We start from the raw sequence: 14775 nt of genomic DNA on the forward strand, positions 1-14775 counted from the left end.
AGTATTTTTGAAAAGATGAAGATATGGCGGCGCCCTGCGAGGCGCCGTTTTCATTGGATGTGGACCCCGTTGCGGCCTGCGAGGTCGACGAAGAACTGCCAAGCCACCCGGCCCGAGCGGGCGCCACGTGTCGCCTGCCATTCGATGGCCTCGGCGCGCAGGGTTTCGGCCTCGACGCTAACCCCATAGGCCGCGCAATAGCGGTCGATCATCGCCAGGTATTCATCCTGATCGCAAGGGTGGAAGCCCAGCCAGAGGCCGAACCGGTCGCTGAGCGAGACCTTTTCTTCGACCGCCTCGGACGGATTGATGGCGCTGGAGCGTTCGTTCTCGATCATGTCGCGCGGCATCAGGTGGCGGCGGTTCGAAGTTGCATAGAAGACGACGTTTTCCGGGCGGCCCTCGATGCCGCCATCCAGCACCGCCTTGAGCGATTTGTAATGCTGGTCGTCATGGCTGAACGACAGGTCGTCGCAGAACAGGATGAACCGGTGCGGCGCGGCGCGCAGGTGATTGAGCAGGCGCGCAACCGAGCCCATATCCTCGCGTTGCAGCTCCACCAGTTTCAGGTCCAGGTGTTCGGGTTGCAGGGTGCCGTGCACCGCCTTGACGAGGCTCGATTTGCCCATCCCGCGCGCGCCCCACAAAAGTGCGTTGTTGGCCTTGAACCCATTCGCAAACCGGCGCGTGTTATCCAGCAGCGTGTCGCGGGAACGGTTGATGCCTACCAGCAGGTCCAGATCGACGCGGTTGACCTGATGCACCGGTTCCAGCCGGTCGGGCTCCACACGCCAGACAAAGGCCGGGGCAGCGGCGAAATCGGGGGCGGCCAGCGGCGCGGGCGCCATCCGCTCCAGCGCCTCGGCGATGCGGGTCAGGGCTTGGGTCTCCATGCGCTCCTCCAATGCTCTGGCGGTTCAAACCATGTTCGCGGCGCCGCAACAAGACTTGCAACGCAAAAAGGCGCGCCACGGATCGGGCGCGCCTTTGATGTTCAAGCGTCCTGCGGGGTTACTTGTTTTCGCCCTCTTCGAATTCGGCCATCATGGCGTCGTCCTCATCTTCCTCATCATCGTAGTAGCCTTCGGCGCGCAATTGCGCCTCGCGCTTCTGCTCGACCCGCGCGACTAGGAAGATCGAGACCTCGTAGAGGCCGTAGACCACGGTGAAGAGGATGATCTGCGTGATCACGTCCGGCGGTGTGACCAGCGCGGCCAGCACCAGAATGCCGACCATCGCATATTTGCGCACTCCGCCCAGCCCCTCGGCACTGACCAGACCGGCCTTGCCCATCAGGGTCAGCAGCACCGGCAGTTGGAAACAAAGGCCGAAGGCGATGATGAATTTTAGCGTGATGTCGAGCGACTCGTTGACCTTCCCGAAGAAGGTGATTTTCACCCCGTCCGCCGACTCGGGCACAACGGCGACCTCTGCCGGTACATCACCTGCGGCAGTGGTCAGAAGGTTGGCAAAGATCGAACTGACATCGGCAAAGCCCAGAAAGAACTGCATGGCCAGCGGCGTGACCACGAATTGCGCAAATGTCGCGCCCAGCAGGAACATGAAGGGCGAGGCGATGAGGAACGGCAGAAACGCCCCCTTTTCGGAGCGGTAGAGCCCCGGCGCCACGAACCGCCACATCTGGTAGGAGATCACCGGAAAGGCCAGCGCAAAGCCGAAGACCATCGAGATCCGGAACAGCGTGAACAGGTATTCCTGCGGCGACGTGTACTGCATCGTCGGGGACGGGTCGCCGAGTTCGCGCAGGGTCTCCTCGATCGGATGCAGCAGGAACTGCAGGATCGGCTCGGCCACGGTGAACGCCACGACGATACCGATCACAAAGGCGATCACCGACCGGATCAGCCTTGTACGCAGCTCGGCCAGATGTTCGATCAGCGGAGCTGAGGAATCGTCGATCTCGTCGGTCTTGCTCATGATTTGGTCTCGGTGTTGAGCGCGGCCTCGGCCTCTTCGGCCTTTGCCAGTGCTTCAGCGGCTTCCTTGGCCTTGCGTTCGGCTGCAGCGCGGGCGGTCGAGGCCTGGATCTTCTTGGCCTGCTCGGCCCGCTCGGCGGCCAGCTTGCCGGTCTCGCTGTCGGGGTCGAACTTGGTCGGATCGATATCCTTGGCTATGTCCTGCGCGGCCTGCTTGACCCCGTCCATCGCGGTGCTCATCGGATTGGTGGCGGCCTTGATACTCTTCTGGATCTCGCTCACCCCGGCTTCGTCGGCGGCCTCGTTCATCGCCCGGCTGAACTCGCGCGCCATGCCACGTGCCTTGCCGACCCAGCGCCCGATATTGCGAAAGAGCACCGGCAGGTCCTTGGGGCCCACCACGATCAGCGCGACGATGCCGATGACCAGAAGCTCGGTCCAGCCCAGATCAAACATGCGCGTTTACGCCTTGTCTTTCTCGGACTCGGGTGTCACGTCCTTGGCGGTCTCGGCAACGTCCTGCTCGAGCTCTTCGGTGCCGTCCTTGACGCCCTTCTTGAAGGCGGTGATGCCCTTGCCCACTTCGCCCATCAGCGAGCTGATCTTGCCGCGTCCGAAAAGGACCAACACGACGACGGCGATCAGCAGAAGGCCGGGAAGCCCGATATTGTTCAGCATGTGAATGTCTCCTTCACGTCTTTGGGCGCTTTGCGCGCGCCCCGAGGATGTTTCTGCGCCTGATGTAGCGCAGGAGCGCGCCGGGGGAAAAGCGGATGCGCCCCGGATCGCCCGGGAATCCGATCAAATCTGAACGGAATCTACCCAAGCCGTGTCCAACTGACAGGTTTATGTCAGTTGCTTCTTGCTAGGTCCAGCTCATCGACATCAAAAACAGGAGTATCCGAAATGACCCATGTCGCCGAAATCGTCACCTTCTCGCTGGCCGATGGCATCAGCCCCGAAAGGTTCGTCACGCTCAACCAGACTTCCGAGGCGTTTGTCCGCGCCGCGCCGGGTTTCGTCCACCGCCAACTCAGCCAGGGTGCGGACGGACGCTGGACCGACTACGTGATCTGGCGGGATATGGAAACGGCGCAGAAGGCGGCAGCAGCGTTTCCGCAGCAGGAGTTCGCCCCGGCGCTGATGGCCGCCATTGCCGCCGATAGTGTTCAGATCCGGCACGAAGCGGTGCGCTGGGACATGGCCGCCTGACGGCGCTTGACGGAAGGTAGCTCGGCAGGCCAAGGGTAGTCCCATGCGCCGCACCGACCGCCTGTTCGACATCATCCAGATCCTGCGCGACGGCAAGCTGCACCGCGCGCAGGACATCGCCGACCGGCTCGAGGTTTCGGTCCGCACCATCTACCGCGACATGGATACGCTGGTGGCCTCGGGCGTGCCGGTCGAGGGTGAGCGCGGCGTGGGCTACATGGTGCGCGAGCAGATCACGCTGCCGCCTCTGAACCTGACCAGCGCCGAGCTCGAGGCGCTCAACCTGGGCATGGCCATCGTGGCCGAGGCCGCAGATCCCGAGCTCAAGGCCGCCGCCGAGTCGCTGGCAAACAAGATCGACGCGGTACTGCCAACCCAGACCGTGGCCGAGGCCGATGCTTGGAAATTCGCAGTCTACCCCTTTGCCGACGCCGCGCGCGGGTTCAGCCACATGGCGCCGCTGCGCGCCGCGATCAAGTCCCGGCAGAAACTGCACCTTGCCTATCGCCGCATCGATGGCGCACTAACGGAACGCACCATCCGCCCGCTGCACATGGAATACTGGGGCCGCGTCTGGACCCTGACCGCATGGTGCGAGTTGCGTCAAGCGTTCCGTGTCTTTCGCGTGGATTTGATCGAAGACGTCACACCCCTGCCCGAGCTTTTCACCGACGAACCTGGTAAATGCCTCAGCGACTACCAGCCCTGAGCGCCCCAGCTTCTTCTTGCCAAAAATACGCGTGCCGAAGGCAATGGCCCGGAACGGGCCATATAGGATCACTTCAGATACGGTGCCGGATCGACGGAATCGAAGCCCTTACGAACTTCGAAATGCACATAGGCATTGTCGCCACCACGCAGTTGGGCCAGCTTCTGACCGCGCTTGACGCGATCCCCCTTACCCACGGTGATGCCTTCGACATTGGCATAAACCGTCAGCAGGTTATCCTTGTGGCGCACCACGATGATCGGCACCTGATCGGCATCCGAAGTGATCGCGGCTACGGTCCCCGCCTCGGCGGCCTGCACCGCCGTCCCCGGAGCGGCGGCGATGTCGATGCCCTCGTTCTTGCCCTTCCTGTAAGGCCGGATGATCTTACCGGACACCGGCAGGGCCAGTGCCGAAGTGCTGGCGTTGCTCGGCGCCTCGGCCTTCACATCCGGTTCCTCCGGCGCCTTGGCGGCCACCTTTTCATCCGGCAAGGGCTGCGTCGCACTGGGCGGTGTCGGCGTCGGAGAGCCCTGCCCCGGCTGCGTCACATCCGTGACCGGCGCTACCGCCGCAGTCCGCTTAGGCGCGGGCTGGTCCTTGACCGGGATCAGCAGATACTGCCCTTCACGCACCCCGAAATCGGAACCTAGCCCGTTCCACTCGGCCAGCGCCTCGACCGGCACCTGATATAGCCGCGAGATCGTATAGGCCGTCTCGCCCCGTTTCACCTTGTGGCGAACAGGCTCGGGGCCTGCGGGGACCGGCGCCGCCGGTTTGGCCGGCGCCAAAGTCGTGGTCTGAACCGGGCTGGTATCCGGCGCGGTCTCGATGGCGCTGCCAGCCACGGCAGCGATGTCGACGCCACCGGTGCCGGCGGCCGCGCGCGGCAAGGCGATCACTTCGCCTTCGCGCAGCGCCACGTCGGTGTCCAGCCCATTGTAGCGCGCAAGCTCGGCTGCCGGCAGCCCGACACGGGTCGCCACGTCGGCCAACCGGTCACCGCGACGAGCCACCGCCACCTGATAATTCGGGTAGGTGATTACACCGCGCGCATCCGGGTTGGGCCGGGGTGCCGTACTGGCCGATTGGGCCGCAGGCGTGGTCGAGAAGCCACCGACCTTTCCGCGCAGGTCATAATCCAGCGGCCCTTCGCAGCCCGCCAGCACCACCAACGCCGCAACTGCCGCCATCTGGCGGCCCCAAACAGTTCGGAAAACTGCATTCATCTCGCTATCCTCAATGCCGCCCCCTGTTGACCGGGGTTTTGGCGTTCCACGCTGTTAGTCCGCTACGCCCCGTCCCTGCCAAGCCCTTCCAACAAGGGCACGAAACGGACGGGCCGCAACTCGTCATATTCCAAGCCATCCTCGGTCCGCCGCACCCTGATCAGGGTTTGCACAGCGTCCGACTGGCCCACTGGTACCACCATGATACCGCCGATTTTGAGCTGCGCCAAGAGCGGGCCCGGAGGGTCCTCGGCGGCGGCGGTCACGATGATACGATCAAAGGGCGCCTGTTCCGGCAATCCAAAGGATCCATCCGACAGCAGCGCGGTGATATTGGTCAGCTGCAGATCACGGAACAGCTGTGCTGTCTCGCGCACCAACCGGGCATGCCGCTCGACCGTGTAGACCCGCCGCGCGAGCTTCGCCAGCACCGCCGCCTGATAACCCGAGCCGGTGCCCACCTCCAACACGGTGTCACGAGACCGAACGTTCAGCGCCTGCGTCATCAGCCCCACAACAGAGGGCTGGCTGATGGTTTGCCCGCAGGCAATCGGCAGCGGCGTGTCCTCATAAGCGCGCCCGGCAAACAGGCCCTTGACGAACAGGCCGCGATCGACCGCCTCCATCGCCGCCAGAACGCGCGCATCCGTGACCCCCTTGGACCTCAGCGCAAAGAGGAATTGCATCTTGGTTTCCGGATCCGGTCCGCTCATTCGATTGCCTTCAGTGCCGCCAGCGCATCATGCGCGGTCAGATCGGCCCGCATCGGCGTGACCGAGATATAGCCTTCCAAATTCACCGCCGCATCGGTTCCGGGCGCGGTCGGGTTGTGCTGATAGCCGCCCTTGATCCATAGAAACCGGCGCCCCGAGGGCGAGCTGTGCGGCTCGACCCCGAAATGCGTATCGCGGCGGTATCCCTGCGGCACCACCCTTGTGCCCAACACCTCATCCGCCGGAACGGGCGGGAAGTTGACATTGTAGAACAGGCGATAGTCCTTGTCCTCGGCAGGTGTGGTATCGAGTATCCGGCGCACCACCTCGGCCCCGTGCCGCTGGGACGTCTCGAACGTGTTTTCCAGCCCCAGATTGCGCGGCCCGAAATATTGCGACAGGGCGATGGCCGGTAGTCCCTGCAACGCGGCCTCCATCGCGCCGCCCAATGTCCCGGAATACAACGCATTTTCCGCCGAGTTATTGCCCCGGTTGACGCCGGACAACACCAGATCCGGCGGGTTGTCCTTCATCACGTCATGCAGCCCGGCCAGCACGCAATCGGCCGGTGAGCCTTCGGCCGCGAACCGCCGCTCGCCCATCTTGGCGATCATCATCGGGTGGGTGTAGCTGATGCAATGACCCACGCCCGACTGCTCGAAGGCGGGCGCGACGATCCAGACCTCGCCATCCGGCCCGGCCAGCTCGGCGGCGATTCCCTCCAGCACGGTCAGCCCCGGCGCGCTGATGCCGTCATCATTGGTCAGAAGAATTCGCATACCGCCCGCTCCGTCCCCGGTTTCGCCCTTGATAGACCCGGCCCCGCATCGCGGCAAGCAATCGCGCGGCCCAACCTGCGGCATTCGCGCACCAATCGTGGGGAAAATGCGCCCGCCGCTTCTTCTTGCTGAAAATACGCCTGCTCGACGATGCCGCCCGCGCCTAGGCGGGAAAGACGAAACACCGGTCCCGCCGCACGGTCAGCCACATCACCCGTCCTTGCTGCGGCATGAACACGTTGGGCACCGTCGCCTTGAGGGTTGAGCCATCATGGTCCATGCGGAACTCGACAAGGCTTTCATTGCCCAGAAACCGCGCGCGCTGCACGACGCCACGCGCCGCCACTCCGTCGCTGGGGGTGGGCATCGGCCCCTTGCCGCCGCGGTCGAAGTCGAGTTTCACGTGCTGGGGACGGAACACGATCTCGACATCCGTGCCATCGGGAATACCCGGCGCCAGGAACTGGCCGAATGGTGTCTGCGCCAAGGCCCCATTAACTTGCGCCTTCAGCACATTGATATCGCTAAAAAATGCCACTGCTGCTTTGTCTGCGGGCCGGGTATAGACGTTATAGGGCGCGCCCTGCTGCACGATCCTGCCGCGCCGCATCAGCGCGATCTCGTCTGCCATGCGCATCGCCTCTTCCGGTTCATGCGTGACCAGCAGCACGGCGGCGTCCTCGTCCTTGAGGATGCTCAGCGTCTCGTCCCGGATGCCATCCCGCAGTCGGTTGTCGAGGCCCGAGAACGGCTCGTCCATCAGCATGATGCGGGGCCGTGGCGCCAGCGCCCGCGCCAGTGCCACCCGCTGCTGCTCGCCGCCCGAAAGCTGATGCGGATAGCCGTCGATGAAGCGCAGCAGGTCGACCTTGGCCAGAAGCTCCTCTACCCGGGTTCGCTTTTCCTCTTTCGAGCCTTTCAGGCCAAAGGCCACGTTATCGGCGACGCTGAGGTGTGGAAACAAGGCAAAGTCCTGAAACATCAGCCCGATCTCGCGCCGTTCGGGCGGTACGCGAAAGACCGTGTCGCAAATCAGCTTGCCATCGACATAGATCTCGCCGCAGTCCTGCATCTCGACCCCGGCGATCATCCGCAGCGTCGTGGACTTGCCGCAGCCCGACGGGCCCAGAAGGCAGGTCACCTGCCCTGCCTGAATACTCAGCGAAACGTCATCCACCACGGTACGCCCGCCAAACGCGCGCATCATATTGCGGATTTCCAGACGCGGAGGATCTGCCTTGACCGTCACCGATGGACCCCATTGCCTTTCCCGATCAAATCCATCGGGCTTGGGCGGGGATAACAACCCCGCCCCTCGGGCGCAAGGCGTCAGCGGCCCCCTGTGGCCCGGTAAGGTCATGCTTTCAGGTCAAACTCCACCCCGGCGCGGACGCGGCCGTTCACCTGTATTTCCAACCGGTGCGGTCCCGGTATCAGCTTGAAGGTGGTGGCGTTGCCTTTCAGCTTGTGGCGCTTGCTGAGTTTCAGCGCCCCACCGTCGATCACCGCCTGTTTCAGCTTGTGTACCTTGGGTGAGACTTTGCCCCCAGGCCGCTGAAAGTGAATGATATAATCCACCAGCACGGGTTGCCGCTCTGGTGCAGTCAGGTGCAGGTCGAATTCCAGCGCCTCGCCAATCCGGGCCTCGCCGTTGAGGGCTATGGCAACCTCAAGCGCAGCGTCGGGGTCGAAGCCCAGCATCGCCATCGCGCCGGGATGCCCCCCCTTGACCAGGCCGCGCAAGGCGTGACTTGTCATCCAGGCCAGTTCCTCTGGCTTTTGCCGCCCCTCCTCACGCCACGCCGCCAACTGCTTCAGGACAAGCTCGGGCTCTTTCTTGGCGATATCGTTGAGGTGATTGGCCACCGAGCGAGTCACGTAGCGGGTAGGGTCGCCATGCAGGCGATCGAGCAGTGGCAGCGGGGCTGTCAGTTCCAGTTCTACCGCCATGCCCCATGGCAGGCGAGGCCTTGTCCCTTCGCTCACCAACCGCCGCACATGGTAATGCGAATGATCGCACCACGCCTGCATGCGGTCCAGCACCTCACCCGGCCAGCGGTTCAAGAATAACCGGATCGCCCATTCCATGGAGAAGCGCTGCGTCAGCGCCTCAATAACATCGAGCGCAAGCTCCGGGTGGTCGAGCCCGACCGCCCCCGCCCATTCGCCCAGAGGCGCGAAGATAAAATCGCCGAAATCGTCATCGCTCAGCGACGGATCGAGCGGCGGCGGCAGTGCCCGCAAGATCACCGGCGCCACCTCGGGCAGATCGCCCGGCAGCGCCTCAGCCAGACAGGTTGCGATCCAGTTGATCCGCTCCTTGAGCTCCAGTTCCGGCAGCCGCGCCATCACCTGCGCCTCGAACGCGCTGGCATCGAACCCGGGCTCGGCGGCGGCAAAAAGCTCCGCCAGATAGCGGGTCTTTTCGGCGTTAAAAAGCTGATCTTTCAGCGAAAACCCCTGCGCCATGATCACATCGTCAGGTTGGTGCCGCCGCCATCCAGCAGGATGTTCTGGCCGACGATGAACCCGGCATGTTGCGAGCACAGGAACGCGCAGGCGGCACCGAACTCCCGAGGGGTGCCGTAACGCCGTGCCGGGATTGTGGCAGCGCGCTCGGCCCGGGCCTCGTCCAGCGAGATGCCCTTTTGGCCGGCCACCCCACCATCCAGCGCATCGGCGCGGTCTGTGGCGTGGATGCCCGGCAGCAGGTTGTTGATGGTCACGCCTTTGGGCGCCACCTGCCGCGCGGTGCCCGCGACATAGCCGGTCAGCCCGGTGCGAGCCGCGTTCGAGAGACCGAGCACGGCAATCGGCGCACGCACGGATTGCGAGGTGATGTTGACCACCCGGCCCCAGCCTTTCTCCATCATCCCCGGCAGCAGCGCCTTCATGAAGGCAATGGGCGTCAGCATATTGGCATCGAGCGCTTTGATGAAATCCTCACGCTCCCAATCCGACCACATGCCCGGCGGCGGGCCGCCCGCATTTGTCACCAGAATGTCAACGCCCTGCGCCGCCTCGATCACCTGCGCCTGCCCCTCGGTCGTGGTCACATCGCAAGCCACGGTCTGCACCTGCACGCCATGTTCAGCGCGAATCCGGTCGGCGGCCTGTTCCAGCGCGTCGGCCCCGCGCGCGTTCATCACCAGATCGACACCCACCCCAGCCAGCGCCTGAGCACAACCCAGCCCCAGCCCCTTGCTGCTGGCGCAGACCAGCGCGCGTTTACCCGCAATTCCCAGATCCATCCTTGCTCTCCCATCAAAGGTATTCGCACACACCTAACACTGGCCCGGATCAGCAGGCCAGTGCATCCATTGTGAAAAATCCAGGTATCAGCGGATCAGTAGAAAAACTCCTCGCGCACGATCTTGCCGTCAGCGACGTGATAAACCGCCACCTCGCGCATATCGAAGCTTTCGCCGCTTTCCTTCATCGTCCCCTGCACTTCGAAGACCACGGCGAACCGGTCATCACCGTGCAAGAACGGGTCACTGACCGAGCCACCGGTGACCTCATTTGCACTTTCCCACCATTCATGTTTGCCGTGGATCGCCTCAAGCCCCTGCGCTTCGCGCCCCATGCCCTGCATGTCCGCAGCTTCCACCGAAACCGCATCGGCGGCATAGAGCTTGTCCAGATTGGCCTTGGCCCGGTTCTCGCGGCATCCGGCCACCAGTTCATCTGCGATTTCCTTCAAATTCATCAATCCACTCCATCATTTGTTCACTATACGTTCTATTTGCCATATCCACACGATTCGCGACACCCCTATGGCTTGCCTCAGTCGGAATCCTTACCTATACGCGCGTTCATGCTTGATACCGCCTCGAACCAACCCGTATTGCCGCCCGAGATCGCCCGGCGCCGGACATTCGCCATCATCTCGCACCCGGATGCGGGCAAGACGACCCTGACCGAGAAGTTCCTGCTGTACGGGGGCGCCATTCAGATGGCTGGTCAGGTGCGTGCCAAGGGTGAGGCGCGGCGGACGCGGTCTGACTTCATGCAGATGGAAAAGGATCGCGGGATTTCGGTTTCCGCCTCGGCGATGTCGTTCGACTATGCCAACTTCCGGTTCAATCTGGTGGACACGCCCGGTCACAGCGATTTCTCCGAGGATACCTATCGCACACTGACCGCCGTGGATGCAGCGGTGATGGTGATCGACGGCGCTAAGGGGGTGGAAAGCCAGACGCAGAAACTGTTCGAGGTTTGCCGCCTGCGCGATCTGCCGATCCTGACCTTCTGTAACAAGATGGACCGCGAAAGCCGGGATACGTTCGAGATCATCGACGAAATTCAGGAAATGCTGGCCATCGACGTGACCCCGGCCTCGTGGCCCATCGGTGTCGGCCGCGACTTCATTGGCTGCTATGACATGTTGCGCGACCGGCTGGAGCTGATGGACCGCGCCGACCGCAATAAGGTGGCGGAAAGCATCAAGATCAACGGGCTGGACGACCTGAAACTGGCCGAGCATGTCCCTGCCGACCTGCTGGACAAACTGCTGGAAGAAGTCGAGATGGCGCGCGAACTGCTGCCTGCGTTGGACCCACAAGCGGTGCTTGAGGGGCATATGACGCCGATCTGGTTCGGCTCGGCGATCAACTCGTACGGCGTGAAGGAACTGATGGAGGGGATCGGCTCTTATGGCCCCCAGCCGCAGGTTCAGTCGGCTGAACCCCGACAGATCTCGCCAGAGGAAAAGAAGGTCGCCGGTTTTGTCTTCAAGGTGCAGGCCAATATGGACCCCAAGCACCGCGACCGGGTGGCGTTCGTGCGCATGGCCTCGGGCCATTTCAAACGCGGCATGAAGCTGACCCATGTGCGCACCAAAAAGCCGATGGCGGTGTCGAACCCGGTGCTGTTCCTGGCCTCCGACCGCGAACTGGCCGAAGAGGCCTGGGCCGGTGACATCATCGGCATCCCCAACCATGGTCAACTGCGCATCGGTGACACCCTGACCGAAGGTGAGGCGATCCGCGTCACCGGTATCCCCTCCTTCGCTCCGGAACTGTTGCAGGGCGTCCGCGCGGGCGATCCACTAAAGGCCAAGCATCTGGAAAAGGCGCTGATGCAGTTTGCCGAGGAAGGCGCGGCCAAAGTGTTCAAGCCGTCCATCGGCTCGGGCTTTATCGTCGGCGTCGTGGGTGCCTTGCAGTTCGAGGTTCTGGCCAGCCGGATCGAGCTGGAATACGGCTTGCCCGTCCGCTTCGAGGCCTCTCAATTCACCTCGGCCCGCTGGGTGTCGGGGGAGAAGGCCGAGATCGACAAGTTTCTGGCTGCCAACAAGCAGCACATCGCCCATGATCACGACGGCGACATCGTGTACCTGACCCGCCTGCAATGGGATATCGACCGGGTGGTGCGGGATTATCCTGCGTTGAACCTCACGGCGACCAAGGAAATGATGCTGTGACGGCGCCGCCGGATTGTACGGGCAACTCTGGCCCTGTAAATCTGGCCGCATGAACGACGACGACTTCACCTATTCCGGCGGGCTGGCCGCTATGCTGGACCGCTATGATGGGCGGCGTGATCCGTTCGATTTCGGCCCGGAAACACTGCCGTCTCTGGATGTGGATCTGGAGGCGCTGGTAACACAGATCGTGCCCGAATGCGCCACCCGGATCGCGACCGGGGCGACCAATACATCCTGGTCGCGCAAACGCATCCAGATCGCCGAGGAGTTCGTGGGCAATTCGGAACTGGCCTTTCTCAACGCTCAGCTGATCTCGAATCTGCGAAAACGGTCCAGCCCGCAACAGGTGCCGGCTCTTTTCCGTCGCCTCTGGGCGGAACAATCCGATCATCTGCTTGCCGCACTGGACCTGCGCTGGCTGGTCTCATCGGTGCAGACCTTCGCCGATCATGGAAACACGCCCGTGCAACGAGAGGTGGGCCAGGCGCTGCGTATGCTCTTCGGGATGATGAAGCTTTATGAATTCGAGCGTCTCTTTTCGGGCCGAACGCCGGGCACCCAATTTCTTTTCCGCAGAAAGGTGGACGCGAGCTTGCCGCTGGAAATGAACTCATATTCCCTTGAAACAGGCGGCCTCGACATAAATCTGATCGCTCCAATTTGGACCAGAGCCCTGATGGACAACACTATCGCCCCTCTGACCGATCACCTTTTGACAGAACTTAACCGGGACCCCGGTGGGATCTTCCGCCGCCTCAAGATCATGCGGGACCGACGCATGGCCAAGCGGCCGCGCACGTGATTGGATGAGACATCGACTTTGCAAGTCGGGCAACGGTTGCATTCGGAGAGGCAAAAAGGCAGCGAACCCGGACTTGTAGGTTCGGCATCGGTGAGTATGGTTTCGACGCATGATCGATAAGGAAAACTACCCCGGCGGGTTCTATTCGCTGATGCGTCATCTGGAGCGCAAGGAGGTCCCTTATCTCGGCCCCGAGAAGGTTCTGCCGTCCGCCGATGTGGATCTGAACATGCTGGCCCGATCGGTTGTCGACGCGCCGGATCCGGATGCCCGCTTTGGCAATCCCCAGGACGCCCGCCGAAAATACCACGCGCTGCAGCAGGAATTCGCAGGCCAGCCGCAGCTACACCTGATCCACGCCATGTGCATCGCGCTGCTCCGCCGCCATCCGGCACCGCCCGAGGCGCGGGCGCTGTTTTTGCGGATGTCGCACGAAAAAGGCGCCGATCTGGCGCGAGAGTTGCCGGTGCGCTGGCTGATCTCGACCGCGACCACCTTTGCCGATCATGGTGAGACCATGGATCAACGTCTGGGCGGCCAAGGCCTGTATATGCTCTTTGACCTGATCAAGCTGCATGATTGCGAGCGCCGCGTCTCGCTGCGGCCCAATGATCAGGCGTTCGAGATGGTGGGCATGAAGCATCTGAAAGTGCCCTTGGCCTTCGACATGCCGGAATACTCCCTGCGGGTGGGCGATCTAGACCGCAACCTGCTGGCCCGGCTGTGGCGCTATGCCGAAGATGACCCGGTGCTACGCCCGCTTGGGTTCCGAATGCTGAAACTGGTGATGAGCGACCCGCGCAGCGTCTTTGGCCGTATCCAGCACTACAAGAACCGGCAGAGCATGTGGGACGATCCGGATGGCTGACGGCTGCACCTGGGGCATCGTTGCGACAATCAAGGCCCCGGCGGCCGAGATTCTGCGCTTTGCCGCCCATCACCTCGATCTCGGCGCGCACCGGCTGTTTCTGTATCTGGACGAACCCAACCCGCAGGCCTTTGCCCCGCTCAAAGCCCATCCCAAAGTGCGTGTGCTGACCTGCGACGACACCTATTGGCGCCGGCGCAAGCCGCAGCGACCCAGGCGCCACCAGATACGTCAGACCGCAAACGCCACCCATGCCTATTCCCGGGCCGATGTGGACTGGCTGGCGCATATCGACGTGGACGAGTTTCTGTGGCCGACCGAACCTCTGGCCCCCCTGCTGGCTGCGCTGCCACCGGACATACCCTACGCCCGGGTGCGCCCGATCGAGGCGCTGTCCGACCCGGGCAATCTCTACAAGGCCTTCATCCCGCACGGCCCAGATCGGCATGACATCGTGTGCGGCCTCTATCCCCGCTACGGTGCCTTTGTGAAGGGCGGCTTTCTGAGTCACGTGGGCGGCAAGATTTTTGCTCGCACCGGTATTGACGGGATTGGGTTCCGCATCCATGGCCTGTTTCGCAATCGCCAGAGACTGGACTGCGAGGTGGAACTGCCGCAGGTCGATCTGTGCCACAACCATGCCCTTGGGTGGGGGGACTGGATCGCGCGCTACCCCTACCGGCTGGAAAAGGGTGTGTATCGCCCGGGCCTCTCCCCCAACGTACCGCGTGAGGACGGCGGTCTGAGCATGCATGAGCTGCTCTCCGGCATCGAACAGGAAGAAGGCGAAACCGGGCTGCGCGCCTTTTTCGATGAGATCAGCGCCGCCGATCCCGAAGTGCGCGAGCGGCTTCGCAAAGCAGGGATGATCCTGCAGCGGGATCTGGATCTCGACACCAAGCTTGCGAAACATTTTCCCGGGTTTGCTGCGACTGTCGCCTGAATGCCGCGCCGCAGTGGGCACATATTCCGCCCCAACGTCGCGATTTGACGCTGCCGGGGGTTTTTGCTATGTCCGCGCTCAAGCCGAAACGCGCATGGGGCGCATGGCCACCCGGGCCCGGCTACATTCATACGCGCGGGCCAGGTCAGTGTCCG

17 protein-coding genes are annotated in these 14775 nt (G+C 63.0%); 6 read left to right on the plus strand and 11 right to left on the minus strand.

Features of this window, described 5'->3' with window-relative positions; translation table 11 throughout:
• Window positions 1-50: 50 nt before the first annotated feature.
• The 4 genes from GOX53_RS05745 to GOX53_RS05760 all read right to left on the minus strand — a co-directional run bounded on the left by GOX53_RS05745 (window position 51) and on the right by GOX53_RS05760 (window position 2615).
• On the minus strand, window positions 51-893 hold the full coding sequence (locus GOX53_RS05745) for an ATP-binding protein (RefSeq protein WP_171174301.1): 843 nt from the start codon (window positions 891-893) through the stop codon (window positions 51-53).
• A 118-nt stretch (window positions 894-1011) separates the two neighbouring features.
• The gene (locus GOX53_RS05750; RefSeq protein ID WP_171174303.1) at window positions 1012-1938 is read right to left on the minus strand and encodes a twin-arginine translocase subunit TatC; all 927 of its coding nucleotides are present in this window, start codon (window positions 1936-1938) and stop codon (window positions 1012-1014) included.
• Window positions 1935-2393, minus strand: a complete 459-nt coding sequence (gene tatB, locus GOX53_RS05755) for a Sec-independent protein translocase protein TatB (RefSeq protein ID WP_171174305.1) — start codon at window positions 2391-2393, stop codon at window positions 1935-1937. The genes GOX53_RS05750 and tatB overlap by 4 nt, the downstream gene beginning before the upstream one ends.
• 6 nt (window positions 2394-2399) lie before the next feature.
• Entirely contained in the window at window positions 2400-2615 is a 216-nt protein-coding gene (locus tag GOX53_RS05760) for a twin-arginine translocase TatA/TatE family subunit (RefSeq protein WP_171174307.1), read from the minus strand.
• A 228-nt stretch (window positions 2616-2843) separates the two neighbouring features.
• On the opposite strand from GOX53_RS05760, the gene GOX53_RS05765 reads away from it, so the two are divergent.
• A complete protein-coding gene (locus GOX53_RS05765) occupies window positions 2844-3149 on the plus strand; it encodes a hypothetical protein (RefSeq protein WP_171174309.1) in 306 nt (101 codons plus the stop codon).
• A gap of 43 nt (window positions 3150-3192) precedes the next feature.
• On the plus strand, window positions 3193-3858 hold the full coding sequence (locus tag GOX53_RS05770; protein ID WP_171174311.1) for a YafY family protein: 666 nt from the start codon (window positions 3193-3195) through the stop codon (window positions 3856-3858).
• A 68-nt stretch (window positions 3859-3926) separates the two neighbouring features.
• Here GOX53_RS05770 and GOX53_RS05775 read toward each other — a convergent pair whose 3' ends face one another.
• The 7 genes from GOX53_RS05775 to GOX53_RS05805 all read right to left on the minus strand — a co-directional run bounded on the left by GOX53_RS05775 (window position 3927) and on the right by GOX53_RS05805 (window position 10288).
• Window positions 3927-5087, minus strand: a complete 1161-nt coding sequence (locus GOX53_RS05775; RefSeq protein ID WP_171174313.1) for a LysM peptidoglycan-binding domain-containing protein — start codon at window positions 5085-5087, stop codon at window positions 3927-3929.
• Between the two features lie 62 nt (window positions 5088-5149).
• Window positions 5150-5800 (minus strand): protein-L-isoaspartate(D-aspartate) O-methyltransferase, encoded by a 651-nt coding sequence (locus GOX53_RS05780; RefSeq protein WP_171174315.1) that lies wholly within the window; start codon window positions 5798-5800, stop codon window positions 5150-5152.
• Window positions 5797-6579: a 5'/3'-nucleotidase SurE gene (surE, locus tag GOX53_RS05785; RefSeq protein ID WP_171174317.1), complete on the minus strand. Its 783-nt coding sequence runs from the start codon at window positions 6577-6579 to the stop codon at window positions 5797-5799. The genes GOX53_RS05780 and surE overlap by 4 nt, the downstream gene beginning before the upstream one ends.
• Window positions 6580-6742: 163 nt before the next feature.
• On the minus strand, window positions 6743-7786 hold the full coding sequence (locus tag GOX53_RS05790; protein ID WP_254446487.1) for an ABC transporter ATP-binding protein: 1044 nt from the start codon (window positions 7784-7786) through the stop codon (window positions 6743-6745).
• Window positions 7787-7935: 149 nt separating this feature from the next.
• On the minus strand, window positions 7936-9048 hold the full coding sequence (locus GOX53_RS05795) for a hypothetical protein (RefSeq protein WP_171174321.1): 1113 nt from the start codon (window positions 9046-9048) through the stop codon (window positions 7936-7938).
• A 2-nt stretch (window positions 9049-9050) separates the two neighbouring features.
• A complete protein-coding gene (locus GOX53_RS05800; protein ID WP_171174322.1) occupies window positions 9051-9830 on the minus strand; it encodes an SDR family oxidoreductase in 780 nt (259 codons plus the stop codon).
• Window positions 9831-9925: 95 nt separating this feature from the next.
• A complete protein-coding gene (locus GOX53_RS05805; protein ID WP_171174324.1) occupies window positions 9926-10288 on the minus strand; it encodes a nuclear transport factor 2 family protein in 363 nt (120 codons plus the stop codon).
• A 108-nt stretch (window positions 10289-10396) separates the two neighbouring features.
• On the opposite strand from GOX53_RS05805, the gene GOX53_RS05810 reads away from it, so the two are divergent.
• The 4 genes from GOX53_RS05810 to GOX53_RS05825 all read left to right on the plus strand — a co-directional run bounded on the left by GOX53_RS05810 (window position 10397) and on the right by GOX53_RS05825 (window position 14620).
• Window positions 10397-12004 carry a peptide chain release factor 3 gene (locus GOX53_RS05810; protein ID WP_171174327.1) on the plus strand — a complete coding sequence of 536 codons (1608 nt, stop codon included), beginning with the start codon at window positions 10397-10399 and terminating at the stop codon, window positions 12002-12004.
• A 49-nt stretch (window positions 12005-12053) separates the two neighbouring features.
• The gene (locus tag GOX53_RS05815) at window positions 12054-12809 is read left to right on the plus strand and encodes a hypothetical protein (protein ID WP_171174329.1); all 756 of its coding nucleotides are present in this window, start codon (window positions 12054-12056) and stop codon (window positions 12807-12809) included.
• A 109-nt stretch (window positions 12810-12918) separates the two neighbouring features.
• On the plus strand, window positions 12919-13677 hold the full coding sequence (locus GOX53_RS05820) for a hypothetical protein (protein ID WP_171174331.1): 759 nt from the start codon (window positions 12919-12921) through the stop codon (window positions 13675-13677).
• Window positions 13670-14620, plus strand: coding sequence for a glycosyltransferase family 2 protein (locus tag GOX53_RS05825; RefSeq protein WP_171174333.1), 951 nt, complete (start codon window positions 13670-13672; stop codon window positions 14618-14620). The genes GOX53_RS05820 and GOX53_RS05825 overlap by 8 nt, the downstream gene beginning before the upstream one ends.
• The last annotated feature ends 155 nt before the right edge of the window (window positions 14621-14775 follow it).

Origin of the sequence: Ruegeria sp. HKCCD8929, assembly GCF_013031405.1 — a bacterium.
In the GTDB taxonomy this organism is placed as follows: Bacteria; Pseudomonadota; Alphaproteobacteria; order Rhodobacterales; family Rhodobacteraceae; genus Ruegeria.